The organism is Corallococcus sp. BB11-1 (genome assembly GCF_026626625.1).
Classification (GTDB): domain Bacteria; phylum Myxococcota; class Myxococcia; order Myxococcales; family Myxococcaceae; genus Corallococcus; species Corallococcus soli.
This window is the reverse complement of record NZ_JAPNJY010000031.1, coordinates 263,162-284,592: the sequence shown is the minus strand read 5'-3', so window position 1 is coordinate 284,592 and position 21,431 is coordinate 263,162. Positions and strand designations below refer to the sequence as shown.

The window sequence follows — 21,431 nt, the reverse complement described above, 5'->3', positions numbered from 1 at the left end:
GGTGCGACGGCTCAGGACCCACCGGTCACGGCTTGAAGCGGGGCGACTCGGAGTCCGGGTCGGCGGGGGCTCGCCAGCGATCGCGGCGCTTCTGGAGCAGCCGGTCCACCAGGTCGCGGACGCGGGCGTCGCGGTGGAAGTTCGCGTCGTGGCGGCTGCCCTTGCCCTGGTTGCAGCGGGCGCAGGCCAGGGCCAGGTTCTCCAGCGCGTCCGTGCCCCCCGCGGTCCGGGGGATGATGTGCTCGATGGTGGCGCGGCTGATGGGCTCGCCATCCAGGGCGACGGCGAGGTGGGCGTTGCAGTGCAGGCACTTGCCCATCCAGACCTCGGCGCCCCGGTGGGCGACGCGCTCGAAGGTGGCGTCGGTGGCGATGATGCCCAGGACGCGGCGCCGCTTGGCCTGGCTCATGGCGGGACTAGACCTCCACCACGGCGGTGCCGGCGACGGCGAAGATCCGGTCGTTCCGGCCGCGCCGCACGTTGAGCCCACCCGTGAAGGCACTGAACGCGGGCAGGACGCCCACCCCGGGGCGCAGGTGGAAGCAGGGCAGACGCAGCCGGTCGCCTCCCCCACCCAACCTCACCATCGGATGAAGGTGCCCGGCCCACACGAAGCGTCCGGTCGCGGGTTCGGGGTGGTGAGCGAAGCGGAAGGGGCCTTCGTCCAGGGCGTCCTCGCGGTCCTCCATGCCCCAGGTGGGGGGCAGGGTGCGGACGTGGCGATCGTGATTGCCCCGGATGAGGACCACGTCCAAATGGGGGTGGGCCTCGCGCCAGGTGGTGACGCGGCGGATGACGTCCTGCGTGAGGCCCTGTCGCGAGTGGACCAGGTCCCCCACGAGCAGCAGCCGGCGGGCCCGGGTGGCGGTGAGCGCGGCGGACAGGCGCGCGAGGTCGTCATCCAGCACGCCCAGGGGCAGGGGGATGCCGTGCTGCTGGAAGGACTCCGTCTTGCCCCAGTGCAGGTCGGCCACCGCGAGCACGCTGGCGTCGGGCCAGTGCAGGGCCCGCTCCGGGAGCAGCTCCACGTCCGCATCACCTATGCGGGTCTGGCATCGGCCTGGGACCATCGCTCCTTGAGGCGCTCCACGCGCTCCAGCAGGGACTCGTTGGACACGCTCGCGCTGATGCGCTCGATGACCAGCGGGAAGGCCAGCGGCGAGGGCCGGGGGACGTGGACGCATTCGACGGGGTGCGCTGCCAGGCGCTCCAGCGTGCGCGCGAGCCGCCCCTGTTCGAACTGCTGCTCCAGGACCTCGCGGCGCGCCTGGCGCAGCAGCAGGTTGTCCGGGTCGTACTTCACGAAGACGTCATAGAGGAGGGCGGCGCTGGCCTGGACCTGGCGCGTGGACTTGCGCGCTCCCGGCAGCCCCGGCATCACCAGCCCGGCCACGCGGGCGATGTCGCGGAACTGTCGCCGTGCAAGCTCGCTCAGGTTCACGCTCTCCAGGATGTCGTCCACCAGCCGCTCGCGGGTGAAGAGCGCGGGGCGCAGCGCCTCTTCGAAGGGGAAGGGCGTGGGCGTGAGCAGCTCCAGCCCATAGTCGTTCACCGACAGGCTGAAGGTCGCCTTCTGCAGCCGCGTGAACCGCAGGGCCAGGAGCGCCGCCAGCCCTTCGTGCACCAGCCGTCCCTCGAAGGGGTAGAGGAACAGGTGGTGGCCGTCGCGCGTGCGGCACGTCTCCGCCAGACAGCCCTCGTCCGAGGGGATGCGCGACAGGCGGGCCTGCGCATCAAGGATGGGCCAGGCGGCGGCGATCTCGTCCCGGGTGACGTCGCCCTGGCGCGCGGCCTCCAGCGTGCGGCGCATCGCGGACGCGAGCGACGTGGAGAGCGGCAGGCGGCTGCCTCCCCAGCGCGGCGTCTGGGTGGCCTTGGCCTTCGCCGGCTTCACGTACGCGGTCATGTCCTTGAAGCGGCTGAACTCCAGGCGGCGTCCCGCGAAGAGGAACGTGTCGCCGGGCTTCAGGCGGCTGACGTAGGACTCCTCCACCGTGCCCAGCTTGCCCCCGCTCCAGTAACGCAGTTGCACGGACGCATCCGAGCTGATGGTGCCGATGTTGAGCCGGTGCAGCCGGGCGAGGCGCGCGTCGGGGACGCGGAAGCGGGCCTCCACCTCCACCACGCGGCGGAACTCCGGGTAGGCGCGCAGGGTGGGGCCTCCCTCGCGCACCAGGGCCAGCGTCCAGTCGAACTCCTCGTCGGTGAGGGACGCGTAGCTCGTGGCGGTGCGGACCTCCTCCCTCAGCGCCTCGCGGGTGAAGCCTCCTCCCAGGGCGCACGTCACCAGGTGCTGCGCGAGGACGTCCAGCGGCTTGGACAGCGGCGCGCGCGGCTCCACTTCGCGGCGCGCGATGGCGTCCCTGGCGGCGGCCATCTCCACCAGCTCCAGCGCGTGCGTGGGGACGAAGAGGATGCGGCAGGTGGCGCCGGGCCGGTGCGCGCTGCGGCCCGCTCGCTGGAGGGTGCGGCCGATGCCCTTGGGACTGCCTATCTGGATGACGCGCTCCACCGGACCGAAGTCCACGCCCAGGTCCAGCGAGGACGTGCACACGACGAGGCGCAGGCTTCCTTCCTTGAGGCCCGCCTCCACCCGCTCGCGCTCCTCCCGGTCGATGGAGCCGTGGTGCAACGCGAGCAGGTGGGCCCATTCAGGGCGCAGGTAGCGCAGGCCTTCGTACCAGCGCTCCGCCTGGGAGCGCGTGTTGGTGAAGAGCAGCGTGGACTGCGTGGGGTCCAGCCAGTCCGCCACGCGCGGGAGCATGGTGAAGCCCAGGTGCCCCGCCCATGGGAAGGTGTCCACCTTCTCCGGGACCAGCGTCTCCACGTCCACCGGGCGCTGGAGGTCCGCGCTCACCAGGGTGGGCGTGCGCGCCGTGCCCACGACGGCGCGCGCGGCCTCGTCCAGGTTGGCGAGCGTGGCGGACAGCGCCCAGATGCGCACGTCCGGGGCGAAGTGGCGCAGGCGGGCCAGGGCCAGCTCCACCTGTGTGCCGCGCTTGGAAGCGAGCAGTTCGTGCCACTCGTCCACGATGATGGCGCGCAGCGAGGCGAAGTGCTCCGCCGCGTGCTCCTGGGCGATGAGCAGCGACAAGGACTCCGGCGTGGTGATGAGCACCTGCGGCAGGCGTTCCCGCTGACGCTGCTTCACGGACGCGGACGTGTCTCCCGTGCGGCTCTCCACGTCCAGGTCCGCGTCCAGCGCCATCAGCGGCTCACGCAGGGCCTGCTCGATGTCGCGCGACACCGCCCGCAGCGGCGTGAGGTAGAGGACCTGGAGGCCCTTCTGGTCGCGCTCCGCCACGTCCGCCAGCGGGGCCAGGTAGGCCGCATACGTCTTGCCCGCGCCGGTGGGGACGTGGATGAGGCCGCTGTCGCCTCGCGCGTACGCGGCCCACGCTTCTTCCTGGAAGGCGTAGGGCGTCCAGCCCTTCGCCGCGAACCAATGCCGCAGGCGTTCCATGGGCGGACCCTGGAACGGAGAGGGGGCCCGGGGCGCGGTGCGCTTCTTCGCCCGGCTTCGCGGCGCGGGGGGCGTATCGGTCTGTTTCTCCGGTGCGAGCTTGCCGCGCATGCGGTTGCGGCGAGGCCTGCTAGTGGGCGGCATGCAGCAGCCCCTTCAGCGCGTCGAGCGTGTCCGCGTCCCGGGCCGTCTTGTCCGCGCGCCAGCGGGCGATGCGTGGGAAGCGCAGGGCGATGCCCGACTTGTGTCGCGGCGACGGGGCGATGGCCTCGAAGTGCAGCTCGAAAACCTGCTCCGGATCCACCGAGCGCACCGGGCCGAACTTCTCCCGCGTGTGGGCGCGGATCCACCGGTCCAACCGGCCAATCTCCTCGTCGGTGAGCCCCGAGTACGCCTTCGTCACCGGCAGCAGGTCCTCGCCGTTCCAGACCGCGAAGGTGTAGTCCGTGTACAGCGACGAGCGCCGGCCGTGCCCGGGGTGCGCGTAGAGCAGCACCGCGTCCACCGTGTACGGGTCGATCTTCCACTTCCACCAGTCGCCGCGCTTGCGCCCCGTCTGGTACGCGGAGTCCAGGCGCTTGAGCATCAGCCCCTCCACGTTGCGCGTTCGGGACTCCTTGCGCAGCTCGGCCAGGGCCTCCCACGAGGGCGCCGTCACGGATGGGGAGATGGGGAAGCGGGGATGGTTTGCGAGCAGGGCTTCCAGCCTCGCGCGGCGCTCGCGCAGGGGCAGGCCGCGCACGTCTTTTCCATCCTGCTCCAGCAGGTCGTAGACGACGAACGCGGCGGGGGCCTCCGCCAGCACCTTGGGCGTGAGCTTCTGCCGGCCAATGCGGCGCTGGAGCCGGGCGAAGGGTAGGGGGACGCCGTCCTCGTAGGCCATCACCTCGCCGTCGAGCACCGTGCCCTCGGGCAGGGCGCGGGAGGCCTCGGTGATTTCAGGAAAGCGCTCGGTGAGGAGCTCCTCGCCGCGACTCCAGAGGAACACCTCGCCCTGGCGGCGGATGAGCTGGCCGCGGATGCCGTCCCACTTCCATTCGACGAGCCAGTCCCGCAACTCGCCCAGCGACTCCGCCGGCTGCTCCAGCGGCGAGGCGAGGTAGTACGGATACGGGCGCGACACGTGCCCGTCCGTCACGTCCGGGGCCACGAGCTGGGTGAAGAACTCCGGCGTGGGCTTCCACGTCCCCATCAGCCGGTGCGCCACGCTGGGCGCGGGCAGCCCCGTCACCTGCGCGATGGCGCGCACCACCAGCGTGTTGGACACGCCCACTCGCAGCTCGCCGGTGAGCATCTTGTTGAGGAGGAACAGCTCGCGGCGCGGCATGGACCTCCACCACCCCACCACGCGCTCGCGCTGCTCCGAGGCCTCCAGGCCGCGCAGGGGCAGCAGGCGCTCCTCGATCCAGGTGGAGAGGGGAAGCTCCTCGGCGTGCTCGGGCGGCAGGTTCGCCCCGTCGAGCAGCAGCGCGATGACCTCCGCCAGGTCCCCCACCGAGGCGTAGACCTCAGCGAAGAGCCAGTCCGGGATGCCGGTCAGCTCCTGCGTCCAGCCCACCAGCAGCTTCGAGGTCAGGAGCCGCTTGAGCTTCTGGCCCGTGAGGAAGAACAGGCCCCACGCCGCGTCCTCGGGTGGCGTTTCACGGAAGTAGCGCGCCATCGCGTCCACCTTCGCGTTGGTGGACGTCGTCTGGTCGAGCGTGTCGTACAGGTCCGCCAGTCGGCGCACGCGTCAGTCCTCCGCATCGCCCTCGAAGGGCGTGGCGAGCGGCGAGGCATCCACGCCGCGCTCGCGCAGGTAGTGCGACAGGGAATCCGTCTGGCCGTGGGTGACGAGCACCTTCTCCGCCTGCGTGTCCGCCACCGTGCGCAGCAGGTCCGGCCAGTCCGCGTGGTCCGACAGCACGAAGCCCCGGTCGAAGCCCCGCCGCCGCCGGTTGCCGCGCACGCGCATCCACCCGGACGCGAACGCGGTCTCCGCCTCACCGAAGCGGCGCATCCACGTGGAGCCGCCCGCGCTCGGGGGGGCCAGCACCAGCGCGCCCGCGAACGACGTGCCCTTCTCCGTCTCCGACACCAGTTGCGTGGGAAGCATCTCCACGCCCGCCTCCCGGTACGCGGTGACGAGCCCGTTGACCGCGCCATGCACGTAGGCCGGCCGGTCCGTCAGCTTCCCCAGCTCCGCCAGCAGCCGCTGCGCCTTGCCCAGCGCGTAGCAGAAGAGCACCGCGGAGCGCCCCGCCGCGCGGTTCGCGTCCCACCAGCGCAGGATGTCCTCCGCCACGAGGCGCGGATCATCCCAGCGGTAGATGGGCAGGCCGAACGTCGCCTCGGTGATGAAGGTGTGGCAGCGCACCACCTCGAAGGGCGCGCACGTCGGGTCCGGCGTGCGCTTGTAGTCGCCGGACACGACCCACACCTCGCCCTGGTGCTCGATGCGGATCTGCGCGCTGCCCAGGACGTGGCCCGCCGGGTGGAAGCTCACGGTGGTGTCGCCCACGGTCAGCTTCTCGCCGTACTCCAGCGTGTCGATGACGGAGTCCGCGCCCAGCCGCCGCTGCAACAGGCCCAGTCCGGCGCGGGCCGCCAGGTAGCGCTGGCTGCCGCTGCGGGCGTGGTCGCCGTGCGCGTGCGTGACGAGCGCCCGCTCCACCGGACGCCAGGGGTCGATGTAGAAGTTCCCCGCCCGGCAGTACAGGCCCTGGGGCGTCACGGAGACCAGCGGCGGTCGGTCCTGGAAGGAGGCGGAGCCCACGGTCCTCTAGAGGTAACGAGGCCTTGGAGCAGGGGCCACCCACGGAGGTGGTTCGGGTTTCGCTCCGCTGACAAGGGGGCAGGCGTGCTGCCGGGCCCCAGTTGCGGCCCAAAGGACGAAGGCAGCGACCGCAGGGCCCCTTGGAGGGTCGGCGGCGCCGGGGGATAAACCCGGGGACCCTCTTCTCGACGGACCCTCTCCCGATGACGCCCGCGCTCCTGCTGTCCCTGCTCCTTGCCCAGAACGAACCGTCACCCCTGGAGTACAGCGTGTCGAAGGTGAGCGGGGCGTCACTGGCGCTGAAGGACTTCGAGTTCACCGCGTTCGAGGAGGGCCAGCGCCTCTACCTGGGCGTGGACGAGGCCAACCTGCGCGCGAGCGCGGCGGCGGATGGGGCCGTGCTCCAGACCCTGATGCTGGGCACGCCCGTGCGCGTGGTGGCGGCGGGGGCGCGCGCGAAGGTCGGTGAGTACGTCAACACCTGGTACCAGGTGGCGGTGGTGGACGCGAAGGCCCCCAAGGGAGCGGCCCCTGTCACGGGCTGGGTCTTCGGCAACACGCTCACCCCGTTCCGCATCGAGGCGGATCTGGACGGCGATGGCGAGTTGGAGGTGGCCACGCTGGTGATGAGCAATGAGTTCAAGGCCCGCGTGCGCGTGCTGGAGCCGGGTGTGAAGCCGCCGCGCCGGGTGAGCAGCGTGGACGTGCCCGTGGCGTCTACCTCCTACGGCATGGGGCAGGGCGGCCCCGCGACGATGACGCTGGTCCCCGCGAAGAAGGCGGGGATGGCGCTGCTGGTGGTGGACTCCAGGCCGGAGCGCTGCGGCGACCTCGTCACCTCATATGTGAGCTACGCGGGGGCGGACGGAAAGAAGGGCGTGCTTGGAAAGGCGAAGCTCGCGCTGGAGCTGGGCGGGCTGATGGATCCGCCGAGCGAGAGCACTTTCGAGGTCTCCTTCCAGCCAGCCTCGAAGCGTCTCCAGGTCGCTCGGACGACTGTCGAGGACGAGGATGCGGAAGGCAATCCGCGGAAGAGCACGGAGCGCACGTTGTATCAGTGGCAGGACGGCGTGTTCGCGGAGGTGGGGAAGCCCGCCTCTTCGGGCGCCGTATCGGACGTGAAGCCGTAATCGCAGGGCCCGGAAGGCCGGGCACCCGGGCGCCCCTCCGGGTGATGGATGAGGGGCCAGGGCAATCGACCATGGATGCGCAGGAGCGGAAGGCAGCCTACCGGAAGCGCGCGGAAGCAGGCCAGGCGGTGCCGGTGTCGGTGGAGTTGCCGGCGGACCTGGACACGCCGCTGTCGGCATACCTGAAGCTGGGCGGCGCGGGCCGCGGCTTCATCCTCGAGTCGTGCTACGGCGGCGAGCGCTTCGGGCGCTACAGCCACGTGGGCTCGAACCCGGCCGGCCGCGTGCGGCTGGACGCCGACGGGCTCACGTTGTGGCGGGGCGCGCACGAGGAGCGTCGCGAGGGCCGCCCCCTGGACGTGCTGCGCACCTTGTGGCGCGAGCTGGCCGTGGAGACGCTGCCGGGCGAGGCGCCCTTCCTGGGCGGGCTCGTGGGCTACCTGGGTTACAACGCCACCTCGTGGTTCGAGCCGCGCGTGCCGGACCGGCACCCGCGCGACACCGGCTTCCCGGATTCGGAGTGGCTGGTGTCCGAGGACTTCGTCACCCACGACACGCGCACCCAGACGCTCAAGGCCATCGCCATCGCCCGGCCCGCCCTGCACGGCACCGTCAAGGCGGCGATGAAGGACGCGGAGGAGCGCGCCGAGGCCATGGCGCAGAAGCTGCGCCGTCCGCTGTCGCCGGAGGCCTACGCGGCCGTGCCGGCGCAGAAGAACGCCCCGGCGCCCGTGGCCTGCTGGGACCGCGAGGGCTACGCCGCCGCGGTGGACAAGGTGAAGGAGTACGTCCGCGCGGGGGACTGCTTCCAGGCGGTGCTCGCCCGGCGCTTCGAGGCGCAGGGCGCCATCCCCCCGCTGTCGCTCTACCGGGCGCTGCGGCGGGTGAACCCGTCGCCGTACCTGTTCATGGTGGACCTGGGCGAGGCGCGCGCGCTGGTGGGCGCTTCGCCAGAGCTGCTGGTGCAGGTGCGCGACGGCGACGTGGTGGTGCGGCCCATCGCGGGCACGCGGCGCCGGGGCGCTTCCGAGGCCGAGGACGTGGCGCTGGAGAAGGAGCTGCTCGCGGACGAGAAGGAGCGCGCCGAGCACATCATGCTGGTGGACCTGGGCCGCAACGACGTGGGCCGGGTGGCCGCGCCGGGCACCGTGCGCATCGAGGACATGATGGTCATCGAGCGCTACAGCCACGTCATGCACATCGTGTCCCAGGTGCGCGGCAAGCTGGACACCACGCGCTTCGACGCGCTGGATGCCCTGGCGAGCACCTTCCCCGCGGGCACCGTGTCGGGGGCTCCGAAGATTCGCGCCATGCAGATCATCGACGAGCTGGAGCCCATGCGGCGCGGGCCCTATGCCGGCGCGGTGGGCTACCTGTCCTTCTGCGGCACGCTGGACGTGGCCATCGCGCTGCGCACCTTCTTCGTGGATGGCGACCGCACGATGTGGACCGCTGGCGCGGGGCTGGTGGCGGACTCGGATCCGATGAAGGAAGCGGACGAAACGGAGGCGAAGGCGGGGGCCATGGCCGCCGCGCTGCGCCTCGCGCGTGAAGGCGGTGGGCGATGATCCTCGTCATCGACAACTATGACTCGTTCACCTTCAACCTCGTGCAGTTGCTCTACACGCTGGGGGCGGAGGTGAAGGTCGTGCGCAACGACGCGCTGGATGCGGCGGGCGTCGTCGCTTCGGGCGCGTCCCACCTGGTGGTGTCCCCGGGGCCGTGCACGCCGCATGAGGCCGGGGTGAGCGTGGCGGCCATCTCCCAGTCGCGCGTGCCGGTGCTGGGCGTGTGCCTGGGACACCAGTCCATTGGCGCGGCGTTCGGCGGTGACGTGGTGCGCGCGCCGGAGCCCGTGCACGGCAAGGCGGCGCACATCCGGCACGGCGGCACGGGCGTGTTCACCGGCCTGAGCCAGGGGTTCCAGGCGGCGCGCTACCACTCGCTGGTGGTGGCCGCGGAGTCGCTGCCCCAGGAACTGGAGGCCACGGCGTGGAGCCAGGACGGACTGGTGATGGCGCTCCGGCACCGGACGCGGCCGGTGGTGGGCTTCCAGTTCCATCCGGAGAGCGTGCTGACGCCGGAGGGCCCGGCGCTGGTGCGCAACTTCCTGGAGGGCCGGCTGTAGCGCTCACTCCTTGAGGTGCGTGGTGTCGTTCCAGCTTTCGAGGACCGGCTGCCTTCCGCCGGCCTCGGAGCCCAGCACGCTGATGGAGGCGGTCCCCAGGTGGAACAGCCTGCCTCCGTCCGGGGGCAGGCCCAGCCAGCGCGCGGCGATGATGCGCAGCATGTGCCCGTGGGAGAAGAGGAGCACGTCGTCCTGGAGCGCGCGGGCGTCGGCGATGATGCGGTCCGCGCGGGCCGACACCTGCTCCAGCGTCTCGCCGTTGGGGACGCCGTGGGCCCACAGCGTCCAGTCCGGGCGCGTGGTGCGGATGTCCGCGCCGGTGCGGCCCTCGTAGTCGCCGTAGTCGAACTCCATCAGGTCGTCGCGCTTCTGGACCACGCCGCCGTAGCCGGCGAGCACACAGGTTTCCAGGGCCCGCTTCAGCGGGCTTGACCACACGGCGGCGAAGCTCCAGGCGCGCAGCGGGACGTGGAGCTTCTCGCCCATCACCCGTCCCTCTTCGAGGAGGGGCAGGTCGGTGCGGCCGGTGTGCTGGCTGGAGCGGCTCCACTCCGTCTCACCGTGACGGACGAGGACCACCTGGGGCGCGCGAGTCTTCATGGCGCCAATCTGTGTCAGCCAGGGGCCGGATGGGTGGGAAAAAGGTCGGCGCTACTTCTTCCGTGTTCGCCACTCTTCACGGCTCTGGCCCCAGATTTCCGTGGGGTCCGCGTCGTACGGCGCGGGCAGGTGGCCCATGCGCAGGAAGCGGGAGCCCAGGCGCTGGGCGACCTGCTTCGACGGCGTGTTCTCCGGGGCGATGGAGTGGATGACCTCCGTCCAGCCCAGGTTGTCGAAGGCCCAGTCGATGGTGGCGGCGGAGCTCTCCGAGGCGTAGCCCTTGCCCCAGTGCTCGCGCAGCAGGCCCCAGCCGACCTCGGTGCCCGGCCAGCCGTCCGGCATCCAGGGCCCGACCCGGCCCACCCACTTCCCCGTGGACTTCTCGAACACGGAGAACATGGCGTAGCCCTGGAGCACCCACGAGCCGGCCATGGCGCAGACCGCCCGCCACACGTTGGAGCGCGGCTGGAGGCCGCCGATGAAGCGGGCGGATTCCGGGTCCGCCATCATCGCGGCGAAGCCGTCCAGGTCCTGCAGCGTGGGCGGCCGCAGGATGAGGCGAGGGGTTTCGAGGGTGGGGCCCAGGGTGAGCATGTCCGGTCTCCAGCGTTCGTGCCGCTGGAGACCGTACTGCATTCAGCGCTTCAAGCCGCGCTTGATGTCAGCGCAGAGCTGCTTCGCCGCGGCCGGGCCGTCCGCGTGGGCGGCCTTCACCAGGGCGCTGCCCACGACGACGCCGTCGGCATGGGCGACCAGCGCCTTCGCCTGTTCGCCGGTGGAGATGCCGAAGCCCGCCACCACCGGTACGGACGCGGCCCTGCGCACCAGGTCCAGCCGTTCGGACAGGTTCGCGGGCAGCTCCGCGCGCATGCCGGTGACGCCCGCCACGGACACGCAATAGACGAAGCCCCGCGCGTCCTTCGCGATGCCCTCCGCGCGGGCGGGCGGCGTCGTGGGCGCGCACAGCGGGATGAGGTCCACGCCCTCCGCGTCGAACGCGGCGCGCAGGGCGGCGCTCTCCTCGGGAGGGAGGTCCGGGAGGATGGTGCCCGAGATGCCCCGCTCGCGCGCGAGCTTCGCGTAGCGCGCCTCGCCCATGGCCATCACCACGTTGACGTACGTCATGATGACCAGCGGCGTCTCCGGGCAGCGGCGGCGCACCTCCGGCACCACTTCATCCAGCACGCGGCGCAGCGTGGCGCCCGCCTTCAGCGCCCGCTCCGCCGCGGCCTGGATGACGGGCCCGTCCGCGATGGGGTCGCTGAACGCCACGCCCAGCTCCAGCACGTCCGCGCCGCCCTCCACCATCGCGACGAACACGTCCACCGACCGCGCGAGGTCGGGGTCGCCCGCCATCGCGTAGGCCACCAGCGCGCCCTCGCCCCGGGCCTTCGCCCGCGCGAACGCCTTGCCCAGCTCCGTGCTCATGACTTCGCCCCTGTCGCCGGAGGTACGCCGCGCGCGGAGATGGTCGCGACGTCCTTGTCGCCCCGTCCCGAGCAGTTGATGACCAGGTGCTTGCCCTTGCCCATGTCGCGGGCCAGGCCGCGCGCCGCCGCGAACGCGTGCGACGTCTCCAGCGCGGGGAGGATGCCCTCCGTGCGCGCCACCTCGTAGAAGGCGGAGAGGGCGTCGTCGTCCGTCGCGGTGCGCACCTCCATGCGCCCCGTCTTCGCCAGGTGCGCCAGCTCCGGCCCCACGCCCGGGTAGTCCAGGCCGGCGGAGATGCTGTGCGCCTCTTGAATCTGTCCGTGCTCGTCCTGCAACACCAGCGAGCGCGACCCGTGCAGCACGCCCTCCGTGCCCAGCGTCAGCGACGCGCCGTGCTGTCCGGACTGGAGCCCGTGGCCCGCCGCCTCCACGCCCACGAGCCGCACCGACGCGTCCGGGATGAAGGGGTGCAGCGCGCCGATGGCGTTCGAGCCGCCGCCCACGCACGCGATGATGGCGTCCGGCAGCCGGCCGATGGCGGCCTGCGTCTGCTCGCGGATCTCCTTGCCGATGATGGCCTGGAAGTCGCGCACGATGGTGGGGTAGGGGTGCGGGCCGGCCGCGCTGCCGATGACGTAGTAGGTGTCCTCCACCTGCGACACCCAGACGCGCATGGCCTCGTTCATCGCGTCCTTCAGCGTGCGCGAGCCCGACTCCACCGGCCGCACCACCGCGCCCAGCGCGCGCATGCGGAAGACGTTGAGCGCCTGGCGCTCCACGTCCAGCGCGCCCATGAACACCTCGCAGGGCAGGCCGAAGAGCGCGCACGCGGTGGCCGTGGCCACGCCGTGCTGCCCGGCGCCCGTCTCCGCGATGATGCGCTTCTTGCCCATGCGCCGGGCGAGCAGCACCTGGCCCACGGTGTTGTTGATTTTATGCGCGCCGGTGTGCGCCAGGTCCTCGCGCTTGAGCCACACCTGGGCGCCGCCCCAGGACTCGGTGAGGCGATGCGCGGGCGTCAGCATCGTGGGCCGGCCCACGAATTCGCGCAGCACGCGCGCGACCTCCGCGCCGAAGGCCGCGTCCCGCTGGGCTTCCGCGTACGCTTCTTCCAGCTCCATCAGCGCGGGGACCAGGGTCTCCGGTACATAGCGTCCGCCGTAGCGGCCAAAGCGGCCCGCGGCCGTGTCCGTCGTCATGGCTCTACTCCAAGCGGTTTGAGGGGCGGCCAGGGTGTCATGGGCAGTGGGTAGCGCGGCTCATGGTGGCGGTGCGATTGCAGAATGAAGCACAAGTCCTCCTGGCAGGGGAGGGGCCAGAGGTCGCAGAGGATGTTGCCTCGCTTGCAGGGGGCCGGGCCTGACGGAGCGGGCGTCGAGCGTTCCCGCGCGAAGCGAGGGGCCCGCCGGGTCGATGGGGGCGGGGGAGCTGTTGTCCGGCACGGCGCGGCGTTGGCGCCGTGCCCTGGCCGTCACGGCTTGTCGGCCATGGCGGCCAGTTGGCCCTGCGCAATCTGGCGGTACAGGGGCACCACTTCGACCGACAGCACGTCGCGCATCTCCTGGCGGGCGGTGTCGTAGTCGCCTTTATCTCGGAGGCGGTACATCCGGTGGAGTGCATCCCCCAGCCGGTTGGAGCCCTCGGTGATGCGCCGCGAGCACTCGCGCAGCACGGCGAGCGCGCTTGCCTCGGTGCTCACGTCGGCGGCGTCCAGTGCCACTTCGCGCGCCGTGCGTCGCAAGAGGTCGCGCACGTCGTCGGTGAGCACCAGCGGTGCTCCCTGGCGGAGGACTTGCCGCACGAGCGCGTGTATCGGGTCCCAGTCAATTTCCTCATTCATCGTTGCTCATCCTTCGGCCGGCATCGGTTGAAGGGCCAGATGTGCTGTCCCTGGCAGCGCTCGAAGCACGCAAAGCAGCTCTTCGCCCCTATCCAGTCCTGAGTCTGGCAGTCCCCGTACAACTGGATGCAGCGCCGTTTCCAGTCCGGAAGGTTGGCGTTGTGTGCGTCGTCGTACTCCTCCGCGTTGGAGCCGGTATGCGTGCCGGTGGCACCGACCCCCGCGGCCATGATGGCGGCGGCTTCGGCGGTCGTGAGGCCGCATGCCTCCGGCACGCCGGGGTGGCGCTGGATGCAGTCCGTTTCGGTATCCATCGCAATCGTGGCGCACCCCAGACCGAGGGCCGCGAGGATGGGGGCGAGGAGGTATCGCCAGGAGGCGGCGATCGGGGTGTTCATTGAGCCCGATGCTACCGCGCGGCGCCGAAGGGGTCGCTTCGTCTGACGGGGCGAGGTGGACGCGGGATGAAGAGCACGCAGTCCAGCTCGCAGGAGCGCGGAAGGGCTACCGTGGACCCTCATCCCAGAGGTTGAGGGACCTGACCGTGCGCACGAAGGCGCGCACCGCGTCCAGGTCCTTGATGCCAGGGGACGACTCCACCCCGCTGGCCACGTCCACACCGTAGGGCCGGGTGGCCTTCACGGCCTCGGCCACGTTCGACGGCTTGAGGCCGCCCGCCACCAGCACCGGCGCACCACAGTCCGCGAGCCTAGCCACCAGCGACCAGTCGAAGGTGACGCCGCCGCCGCCATAGCCCGGGGCCGCGCCGTCCAGCAGCAGCCCCACCACGTCGCCCACGCCCACGTAGGCTCGGGCCCGCGCCACGTCGTCCGGCCCACGCACGCGCAGCGCCTTGATGACGGGCACGCCGTAGCCCGAGCAGGCCTCGGGGGGCTCGTCGCCGTGGAGCTGCACCACGGTGAGGCCGCACTCGCGCACGCGCAGCCGGATGTCCTCCGGCTTCATGTTGACGAACACGCCCACCACCGCGCCCAGCGGAGGCCGCGTGCGGGACAGCGCCGCCGCCGTGGCCACGTCCACGCAGCGGGGCGAGCCCGGATGGAAGTTGAGTCCCATCGCGTCCGCGCCCGCCGCCCACACGCCTCGCGCGTCCTCCAGGCGTGTCACGCCACAGACCTTGATGGTGACGTTCACGCGCCGCCACCTTCCAGGCCCAGCAGCCGGCGCAGGGCCCGGCCGGGGTCCGCGTCGCGCAGGAGCGATTCGCCCACCAGGACCGCGTCCGCGCCCGCGTCACGCGCGGCGATGAGGTCCGCGAGCGCCTTGAGCCCGCTCTCCGCCACCAGCGCGGTGGACCGGGAGCGCAGCGCGGGCATCACCCGCAGCGCCGTGCCGGTGTCCGTCTTCAGCGTGGCCAGGTCGCGGTTGTTGAGGCCCACGATGCGCGCCCCCGCCGCGAGCGCGCGCTCGGCGTGCTCCTGCGTGTGGGCTTCCACGAGCGCGGCCACGCGGAGCTGCTCCGCGGCGGCCACCATCTCGCGCAGCACGGCGTCCTCGAGCGCATCCGCGATGAGCAGCACCGCGTCCGCGCCCCAGGCCGCGCTCTCCTCCACTTCGCTCGCGGCGACGAGGAAGTCCTTGCGCAGCACGGGGATGGACAGGGCCGCCCGCACCGCGACCAGGTCCTCCAGATCCCCGCCAAAGTCCGGCCCGTCCGTGAGCACGCTGATGGCGCACGCGCCCGCGGCTTCATAGGCACGGGCCACCGCGACCACGTCCGCGTGCGGGAAGGCGCCGCCCGAGGGGCTCTTGCGCTTCACCTCCGCGATGACGTTGACCGGATGCCCGGGCACCCTTCGCACCAGCGCCTGCGCGAAGTCCCGCGTCGGGGGCTGCGCGCCGTGCTTCGGGGCAGGGCGCGTGCCCAGCTCCCGGCGCTTGCGCGCCATGATGACGTCCAGCGTGCCGGGCGCTTGCGCGGACTTCGCGGCGGAGGAGGCGGTCGTCATGCCGCGATCCTCTCGATGAGCGCGGCCAGCTTGAGCTCGGCGGCCCCTGAGTCGATGGCGTGCTCGGCCTTCTTCACGCCGTCCTTCAGCGTCTCCACCTGCCCCACGACGAGCAGCGCGGCGGCCGCGTTGAGCAGCACCGCGGTGCGGATGCCGTTCCGCTCGCCCGCGAGCAGGGCTCGCAGCTTATGGGCGTTCTCCTCCGCGTCACCTCCCGCGATGGCGTCCCGTGAGATGGTGGCGAGCCCCGCGTCCTCCGGCGTCACGGTGAAGCGGTGCACGGTGCCGTCCGCGCGCAGCTCCGCGACCTCCGTGGGCGCGCAGGGGGAGACTTCATCCAGCCCGTCGTGGCCATGCACCACCCACGCGCGCCGGCTCCCCAGCCGCCCCAGCACCCGCGCGGTCTGCTCCACGCGCTGCCGGTCGAACGTGCCCAGCAACTGGTAGCGCGCCCCGGCCGGGTTCGTCAGCGGCCCCAGCAGGTTGAACACGCTGTGGAAGCCCAGGTCCCTTCTCGCCTGCGCCACGTGCCGCAGGGCACTGTGGTGCGAGGGCGCGAAGAGGAAGCCCACCCCGTGCTCGTCGATGTCGCGCGCCACCTGCGCGTGCGCCCGCTCCATGGACACCCCCAGCGCCGCGAGCACGTCCGCGCTCCCGCAGCGACTGGAGACCGCCCGGTTGCCGTGCTTGGCCACCGTCACCCCCGCCCCGGCGGCCACGAAGGCCACCGCGGTGGAGATGTTGAAGGTGTGCGCCCCATCACCGCCCGTGCCGCAGGTGTCCAGCACCACCTCGGCCACCGGCGAGATGCGCGCCGCGCAGGCCCGCATGGCCTCCGCGGCGCCGAGGATCTCATCCTCGGTCTCACCCTTCATCCGCAATGCGGCGGCCAGCGCCCCCACCTGCGCGGCGGAGGCCTCGCCCGCGAGCATCTGGCCCATGATGGAGGCCATCTCCTCGCGGGAGAGGTCGCGCCGGCCCACCACCCTGCCCAGCGCTTCCTTGAGCGTCATGGCGCTATCCCAACCGGACCAGTTCGCGGCCCATCGCCTTGGCGATGGCGCTCACTTCGCCCATGGCCTTCTCGAACTCGGAGAAGTCCAGTGACTGGAAGCCGTCCGACTTCGCGCGCGGCGGATCCGGGTGCACCTCGACGATGATGCCGTCGGCGCCCGCCGCGATGGCCGCCCGCATCATCGCCGGCACGGCCTTGCGCACGCCGATGCCGTGGGAGGGGTCCACGAACACGGGCAGGTGCGTCAGCCCCTTGAGCATGGGGATGGCGTTCAGGTCCAACGTGTTACGCGTCATGTTCTCGAACGTGCGGATGCCGCGCTCGCAGAGGATGACCTGGGTGTTGCCGCGCGAGACGATGTACTCGGCCGCCATCAGCAGCTCCTTGATGGTGGCGCTGATGCCGCGCTTGAGCAGCACGGGCTTGCGCGTTTCGCCCACCGCTTCCAGCAGGCTGAAGTTCTGCATGTTGCGCGCGCCCACCTGGAGGATGTCGGTGTGCTCCACGACGGCGGCCAGGGTGGCCGTGTCCTTCACCTCCGTGGTGACGAGCAGGCCCGTCTCCTTGCGCGCCTCCGCGAGCAGCGCGAGGCCGTCACCCTTGAGGCCCTGGAACTCATAGGGGCTGGTGCGGGGCTTGAACGCACCGCCGCGCAGCATGGTGGCGCCCGCCTTCTTGACCGCGTGCGCGGTGGAGACGATCTGCTCGCGCGACTCCACCGAGCAGGGCCCGGCGATGACGTGGATGGCCGGGCCGCCGATGTTCAGGTGGCCCACGCGCACGATGCTGTCGTCGGGCTTCACCTCGCGGCTGACCAGCTTGAACGGCTGGGAGATGGCGACCGCGTCCGCGACGCCGGGCAGCACGCGGAAGGGCTCCGGCTCCACCGCGCCCGGGTTGCCCGTGATGCCAATGGCCGTGCGGGAGCCGCCTGCGATCGCGTGCGGATGCCACCCACGGCGGCGGATCTCGTCGTTCACACGCTCGATGTCCTGGGCCGTCGCGTCGGGGCGCATCACGATCAACATGGGGTGCTCCTGCTCTTTCTTCTCCGGAGGTCACACCGGCGGATGCCGATATGGGGTGTGCTTGGGGAAAACGGGCACGGGGGGAACGTTTGCAATAACTGTCGGCTGCCCGCAACCGGCCTGGAGTCTCGCTTGCACGTCCTGGCGTTATCAAGTCAGGGTCCGCCCGCTCGCTGGACTGGAGGAAGACGTGGCGAAGCCAGGGGTCATCGTCGTGGGTGCGGGGCTCGCGGGGCTGGCGTGCGCGAAGGCCCTCCGGGAGGCGCGCGTGGATGCGCGCATCCTCGAAGCAGGGGACGCGCCGGGCGGCCGGGTGCGCACCGACGCGCACGAGGGCTTCCTGCTGGACCGGGGCTTCCAGGTGTACCTCACCGCCTATCCGGAGGGTCAGCGCGTGCTGGACCTGAAGGCCCTGTCCCTCCAGCGCTTCATCCCGGGCGCCAAGGTGTGGCGGGGTGGGCGGCTGCACACGCTGGCGGATCCGCTGCGGCAGCCGCTGGAGGCGGTGTCGCACCTGTTCACGCCCGTGGGGGGGCTGCTGGACAAGCTGCGCGTGCTGGAGCTGCGGCAGCACGCGACGTCGGGTGAGCTGGGGGACCTGTGGCAGCGGCCGCAGCAGGACTCGCTGCGCTTCCTGCGCGACCTGGGCTTCTCCGAGGAGATGATCGACACGTTCCTGCGCCCGTTCTTCGGCGGCATCTTCCTGGAGCGCGAGCTGGCGACGTCCAGCCGGATGCTGGAGTTCGTGTTCCGGATGTTCTCGAAGGGGCACACGGTGGTGCCGGAGCGGGGCATGGGCGCCATTGCGGAGCAGCTCGCGGCGAAGCTGCCGTCCGGGGTGCTGCGGATGAAGGTGCGGGTGGCGGAGGTGTGGGGCCACCGCGTGCGACTGGCGGACGGCGAGATGCTGCACGCGGACGCGGTGGTGGTGGCGACCGACCCCGCCACGGCGGCGTCCCTGCTGGTGGGCATGCCGGCGCCCCGGATGAACCGGGTGACGTGCCTGTACTTCGCCGCGCCGGAGCCGCCGGTGGAGGGGCCGTGGCTCGTGCTCGACGGCGAGGGCCGGGGCCTGGTGAACAACGTGGCGGTGATGAGCGAGGTGTCCCCCGCCTATGCTCCGAAGGGACAGGCCCTGGTGTCCGTGTCGGTGGTGGATGACGGCGGGGACGCGCAGGTGCTGGAGGCGCGCGTGCGCGAGCAGCTCACGGAGTGGTTCGGCACGGCGGTGTCCGCGTGGCGGCACCTGCGCACGTACGCCATCGCGGAGGCGCTGCCGGTGCAGACCCCGTCCGCGCTGGTGGAGCCGCACCGGCCGGTGCGGCTGGCCCCGGGGCTCTACGTGTGCGGAGACCACCGCGAGAACGCCTCCATCGACGGGGCGCTCACGTCGGGGCGCCGCGCGGCGGAGGCGGTGCTGCTGGACCTGGGGCAGTAGGCGTCCGTCCTGCTCCGGGAGGGGGACCGGCCAGCCGGGCCAATGGTGGCTGGACGCACCGCCCGCAGCGGACCTAGGGTCGGGACACACACTCCTAGTCCAAGGACCCGTTCATGCTCCGCCGTCTTGCCCTCCTGGGGATGCTCGGTCTTGCCGCCTGCGACACCAAAGGCGACGATGACGATGATGACATCCTCGATTCGACCAAGGGAACGGTCGAGGGAACCCTGCAGCCCTTCCAGGCGGGCTCCGCCGCGGTGGGCAGCCCGTCCTCGCTGGACGCGTTCTTCTCCCTGCCCAACGCGAAGAGCCTCTCCCAGTCCGTCTCCCGCGCGCTCGCCGCCCGGGGTGTGTGGCGCACGGGCATCCCGTCCAAGCCGCTGACGCAGGCGTCGTCCCTGCTGCCGGGACAGGTCATCGTCCGCTTCGACACACCCGGCCTGTCCGCGGAGGAGGCCGTCGCGCAGGCGCGGGTCGCCGGCTATCACGTCGAGCACCAGGCGTACCTGAGCGACACCCTGCACCTGCTGCGCTTCGAGGTCCGCCAGCCGCAGGCGATGTCCAGCGGCGCCCCCAACGTGCGCGCCCTCACCGAGGCCGAGCACGTGCGCGTGCTCCAGAAGGTCCAGGCCGTGCCGGGCGTGCAGCACGCGGAGAGCAACGTGCGGGTGCGGCCCCTCGCCGTTCCCAACGACCCGCTGTATTCGCGGCAGTGGCACTACTCGAAGATGAACCTGCCCGCCGCGTGGGACCTGGGCACGGGCAGTGAGTCCATCATCGTCGCGGTGCTGGACACCGGCAGCACCGACCACCCGGACCTGAACTCGCGCATGCTGCCGGGCATGGACCTCATCTCCGACGCCGCCAGGGCAGGGGATGGCAATGGCGTGGACAACAACCCGAAGGACGAGGGGCGGGACCTGCCCAACGGGGACTCGTCGTTCCACGGCACGCACGTGGCCGGCACCATTGGCGCGTCGTCCAACAACGGGGTGGGCGTGGCGGGCGTCACTTGGTCGGGCCGCAACATCGTCCCGGTGCGCGTGCTGGGCAAGCAGGGCGGCTCGCTGGCGGACATCGCCGCAGGCATGAACTGGGCGAGCGGTGGCAACGTCCCGGGTGTGGCACCCATCGCCAACCGGGCGCGGGTCATCAACATGAGCCTGGGCGGCAACGGCGCTCCGTCGAAGGTGCTCCAGGATGAGGTGAACGCCGGGGTGTTGCGCGGCTCTATCTTCGTGGTCGCCGCTGGCAACGAGAACATGAACACCGCCAACAGCTTCCCCTGCAACCTGCAGAACGTCATCTGCGTGGGCGCGGCGCGCTTCAACGGCAAGCGCTCCAGCTACTCCAACTTCGGGCCCCAGGTGGACGTCATGGCCGCGGGCGGTCAGACGAGCGAGGACCGCAACGGCGACAAGTTCCCGGACGGCGTGTTGTCCACCCTGCTCAACAGCAGCAACCAGCCTTCGTATGAATGGAACCAAGGCACCAGCATGGCCGCCCCGCACGTGGCGGGCATCGTCGCGCTGATGCTCGCGAAGAACCCCAACCTCTCGTCCCAGGAGGTGGAAGGCATCCTGAAGGACACGGCGGACGCGACGAGCCTGTGCTCGGAGGGCTGCGGCGCGGGGCTCGTGGACGCCTACGCGGCCGTCCTGCGCGCTTCGGGTGGCGGCAACCCGGACGCCCCGCCGAAGCTCGCCATCAGCACCACCCAGCTCTCCATCACGGGGGCGGACACGCAGACCCTGTCGGTGCGCAACAACGGCGGTGGGTCGCTGCAGGTGGGCGTCGCCGTCTCCGGCGCCAACGCCTCCGCGGTGTCCGTCTCCAGCACCTCGCTGACGATCCCCGCCTACAAGTCCGCGTCGCTGAGCGTGAGCGTCAACCCGGGCTCGCTGGCCGTGGGCAGCTATGTGGCGCAGGTGGACCTCACGGGCGCGTCGGGCGCGGGCTCCGCGCAGGTGCTGGTGAAGTTCCGCGTGGGCGCCACCGAGGGCAAGGACGCGGTCATCGCCTTCGCGTACCTGGATGCGGCGGGTGAGGTGCAGATCGACGACGACGGCATCGGCACGGTGTCCGGGTCCGGCGGCTACGAATACACGACGAAGCTCACCCCTCGCGACTACCTGGTGCTGGCGTCCATCGACGACACCGGGGAGGGCGACTACTTCGACGACGGTGACCGCGTGGGCTTCTGGCGCGACACCACCCAGGTGGAGACCGTGGCGGTGACGAAGGGGCAGAAGACCCCGGGCATCAGCTTCACCCTGGTGCCCTACCAGTCCGACGAGGATGAACAGCCGAACGCGACCATCGGGCAGCCGTGCAGCAGCAGCAGCCAGTGTGGCGCCAACGGCCTGTGCGCCAATGGGAGCGCCTTCCCGGGCGGCTACTGCACCCAGGACTGTCTGTCGTTGAGCTGCCCGTCGGGTTCGGCCTGCTACCCGAGCAGCGATGGCGCCAGCGCCTACTGCTTCGCTTCCTGCACGCCGTCGAGCTCCGGCACGACGCAGGGCTCGTGCCGCACCGGCTACGTGTGCGTGGACGACGGCGCGGGCAGCGGCGCCTGCATCCCTCCCTGAGGTGATGCTCCGCCTCGTGTCGGTGGGGCGCGCGCGAACGCGCTC

At 71.6% G+C, this 21,431-nt stretch carries 20 protein-coding genes; 5 read left to right on the top strand and 15 right to left on the bottom strand.

Going from position 1 to position 21,431, the window contains the following annotated elements; all coding sequences use genetic code 11:
• Nucleotides 1–25: 25 nt before the first annotated feature.
• From OV207_RS27235 to OV207_RS27215, 5 genes are all read right to left on the bottom strand, one after another.
• Nucleotides 26–409, bottom strand: a complete 384-nt coding sequence (locus OV207_RS27235; RefSeq protein WP_267557989.1) for an HNH endonuclease — start codon at nt 407–409, stop codon at nt 26–28.
• Between the two features lie 7 nt (nt 410–416).
• The gene (gene pdeM, locus OV207_RS27230) at nt 417–1,070 is read right to left on the bottom strand and encodes a ligase-associated DNA damage response endonuclease PdeM (protein ID WP_267557988.1); all 654 of its coding nucleotides are present in this window, start codon (nt 1,068–1,070) and stop codon (nt 417–419) included.
• Nucleotides 1,040–3,463, bottom strand: coding sequence for a ligase-associated DNA damage response DEXH box helicase (locus tag OV207_RS27225; protein ID WP_267557987.1), 2,424 nt, complete (start codon nt 3,461–3,463; stop codon nt 1,040–1,042). Before OV207_RS27225 ends, pdeM begins: the two co-directional genes overlap by 31 nt.
• Before the next feature lie 130 nt (nt 3,464–3,593).
• Nucleotides 3,594–5,192, bottom strand: coding sequence for an ATP-dependent DNA ligase (locus tag OV207_RS27220; protein WP_267557986.1), 1,599 nt, complete (start codon nt 5,190–5,192; stop codon nt 3,594–3,596).
• Nucleotides 5,193–5,195: 3 nt separating this feature from the next.
• Nucleotides 5,196–6,218 carry a ligase-associated DNA damage response exonuclease gene (locus tag OV207_RS27215; RefSeq protein ID WP_267557985.1) on the bottom strand — a complete coding sequence of 341 codons (1,023 nt, stop codon included), beginning with the start codon at nt 6,216–6,218 and terminating at the stop codon, nt 5,196–5,198.
• 203 nt (nt 6,219–6,421) lie between these two features.
• Between OV207_RS27215 and OV207_RS27210 the strand changes: the two genes are divergently transcribed.
• The 3 genes from OV207_RS27210 (at nt 6,422) to OV207_RS27200 (ending at nt 9,476) form a co-directional block, all read left to right on the top strand.
• Nucleotides 6,422–7,348, top strand: coding sequence for an SH3 domain-containing protein (locus OV207_RS27210; RefSeq protein ID WP_267557984.1), 927 nt, complete (start codon nt 6,422–6,424; stop codon nt 7,346–7,348).
• 71 nt (nt 7,349–7,419) lie between these two features.
• Complete coding sequence (locus tag OV207_RS27205) at nt 7,420–8,916, top strand: anthranilate synthase component I family protein (protein WP_193430822.1); 1,497 nt, start codon at nt 7,420–7,422, stop codon at nt 8,914–8,916.
• A complete protein-coding gene (locus OV207_RS27200; protein WP_267557983.1) occupies nt 8,913–9,476 on the top strand; it encodes an anthranilate synthase component II in 564 nt (187 codons plus the stop codon). Before OV207_RS27205 ends, OV207_RS27200 begins: the two co-directional genes overlap by 4 nt.
• Nucleotides 9,477–9,479: 3 nt before the next feature.
• Here the strand turns inward: OV207_RS27200 and OV207_RS27195 are convergent, their stop codons facing one another.
• The 10 genes from OV207_RS27195 to aroF all read right to left on the bottom strand — a co-directional run bounded on the left by OV207_RS27195 (nt 9,480) and on the right by aroF (nt 17,360).
• Complete coding sequence (locus tag OV207_RS27195; protein WP_267557982.1) at nt 9,480–10,076, bottom strand: histidine phosphatase family protein; 597 nt, start codon at nt 10,074–10,076, stop codon at nt 9,480–9,482.
• Between the two features lie 51 nt (nt 10,077–10,127).
• On the bottom strand, nt 10,128–10,670 hold the full coding sequence (locus OV207_RS27190; RefSeq protein ID WP_193430825.1) for a GNAT family N-acetyltransferase: 543 nt from the start codon (nt 10,668–10,670) through the stop codon (nt 10,128–10,130).
• A 42-nt stretch (nt 10,671–10,712) separates the two neighbouring features.
• The gene (gene trpA / locus OV207_RS27185) at nt 10,713–11,504 is read right to left on the bottom strand and encodes a tryptophan synthase subunit alpha (protein WP_193430826.1); all 792 of its coding nucleotides are present in this window, start codon (nt 11,502–11,504) and stop codon (nt 10,713–10,715) included.
• Entirely contained in the window at nt 11,501–12,706 is a 1,206-nt protein-coding gene (gene trpB / locus OV207_RS27180) for a tryptophan synthase subunit beta (protein ID WP_267557981.1), read from the bottom strand. Before trpB ends, trpA begins: the two co-directional genes overlap by 4 nt.
• A 272-nt stretch (nt 12,707–12,978) precedes the next feature.
• Entirely contained in the window at nt 12,979–13,347 is a 369-nt protein-coding gene (locus OV207_RS27175; RefSeq protein WP_193430828.1) for a DUSAM domain-containing protein, read from the bottom strand.
• Complete coding sequence (locus OV207_RS27170; RefSeq protein WP_193430829.1) at nt 13,344–13,745, bottom strand: hypothetical protein; 402 nt, start codon at nt 13,743–13,745, stop codon at nt 13,344–13,346. The genes OV207_RS27175 and OV207_RS27170 overlap by 4 nt, the downstream gene beginning before the upstream one ends.
• A 106-nt stretch (nt 13,746–13,851) precedes the next feature.
• Nucleotides 13,852–14,502, bottom strand: a complete 651-nt coding sequence (locus OV207_RS27165; RefSeq protein ID WP_267557980.1) for a phosphoribosylanthranilate isomerase — start codon at nt 14,500–14,502, stop codon at nt 13,852–13,854.
• Complete coding sequence (locus tag OV207_RS27160; protein ID WP_267557979.1) at nt 14,499–15,317, bottom strand: indole-3-glycerol phosphate synthase TrpC; 819 nt, start codon at nt 15,315–15,317, stop codon at nt 14,499–14,501. Before OV207_RS27160 ends, OV207_RS27165 begins: the two co-directional genes overlap by 4 nt.
• The gene (trpD, locus tag OV207_RS27155; RefSeq protein WP_267557978.1) at nt 15,314–16,330 is read right to left on the bottom strand and encodes an anthranilate phosphoribosyltransferase; all 1,017 of its coding nucleotides are present in this window, start codon (nt 16,328–16,330) and stop codon (nt 15,314–15,316) included. Before trpD ends, OV207_RS27160 begins: the two co-directional genes overlap by 4 nt.
• Nucleotides 16,331–16,334: 4 nt before the next feature.
• Nucleotides 16,335–17,360: a 3-deoxy-7-phosphoheptulonate synthase gene (aroF, locus tag OV207_RS27150; protein ID WP_193430833.1), complete on the bottom strand. Its 1,026-nt coding sequence runs from the start codon at nt 17,358–17,360 to the stop codon at nt 16,335–16,337.
• 190 nt (nt 17,361–17,550) lie between these two features.
• On the opposite strand from aroF, the gene OV207_RS27145 reads away from it, so the two are divergent.
• Together OV207_RS27145 and OV207_RS27140 are read left to right on the top strand one after the other, a co-directional pair.
• Nucleotides 17,551–18,798, top strand: coding sequence for an NAD(P)/FAD-dependent oxidoreductase (locus tag OV207_RS27145; RefSeq protein ID WP_267557977.1), 1,248 nt, complete (start codon nt 17,551–17,553; stop codon nt 18,796–18,798).
• A gap of 113 nt (nt 18,799–18,911) precedes the next feature.
• On the top strand, nt 18,912–21,386 hold the full coding sequence (locus OV207_RS27140; RefSeq protein WP_267557976.1) for a S8 family peptidase: 2,475 nt from the start codon (nt 18,912–18,914) through the stop codon (nt 21,384–21,386).
• Nucleotides 21,387–21,431: the final 45 nt, after the last annotated feature.